At 44.1% G+C, this 892-nt stretch carries 1 pseudogene; it reads left to right on the top strand.

Annotation, left to right across the window (positions count from 1 at the left end):
- Positions 1-892, top strand: a pseudogene (locus A3729_RS33505) (hypothetical protein); the annotation flags it as partial.

Below are 892 nucleotides of genomic sequence, written 5' to 3'. Positions count from 1 at the left end.
GGCCTTACTTGTTCTGATGAGTGCTTGTAGCAGTGATTCGAATACGAGCAAGAACAACACACAAAATGACCCTGATGCTGAAACAGAGCTATTAGCGAGTCTTAATTTCCCGACAGAGATTAATGAGGGAACATCAGGTCAGCTTCGTGCGACGGAAGATGGCATTACCTATAACAAAGAAGCGATTGTCCCTCCTCAGTGTTATACCAAACATGAAGCAAAGCACAATCCATGTATGGCTTGTCACCAGACACATCCTTTTGGCTCCAGCACAAACTATATGGCCGATGGCGTATTACAGGCAGAATATGCTTTCTCTGATGTTGGGGTGACCAATCATTGGAAGAACTTGTTTGAAGATAAGACTGAAAAGGTTGGTCAGATCTCAGATCAAGAGGTTATTGATTACATTAATACGGATAACTACACGCCTTTAATTGAGCAATTAGAAGCAAGTTCGGATTGGGAAGGCCCTATCCCAAAACTTGTAAATTTACAGCAAGGCGCAGATGCTTTTGACGACGAAGGCATTGCCAAAGACGGCAGCTACTGGGTCGCATTTAATTACAAACCTCAACCTAGCACCTTTTGGCCAACAAATGGCTCTACAGATGACGTAATGGTGCGCTTACCTGAAGAATTCAGAGCGGCTGCCGAGAGTTGTACTAACGATACCAGTGCTTATTCACGAGATACTTATTTAGCTAACCTTGCGATTATGGAAGCGGCGATTAAAAACCTGGATTCAGTATCCTTGCCACAAGTTGATGAGCGCGTATTTTGTACCGACTTGAATAATGATGGTCACCTTGGTGTGATTTACGAAATCGATAGACCCGCTTTCTATGTGGGGCAAGCGTCTGATGTAGCGGTCGTACCAATGCTTTACCCT

Source organism: Oleiphilus sp. HI0043 (genome assembly GCF_001634935.1).
Note: the sequence above shows the minus strand (reverse complement) of the source record. Positions and strands in the feature narration are given on the sequence as shown.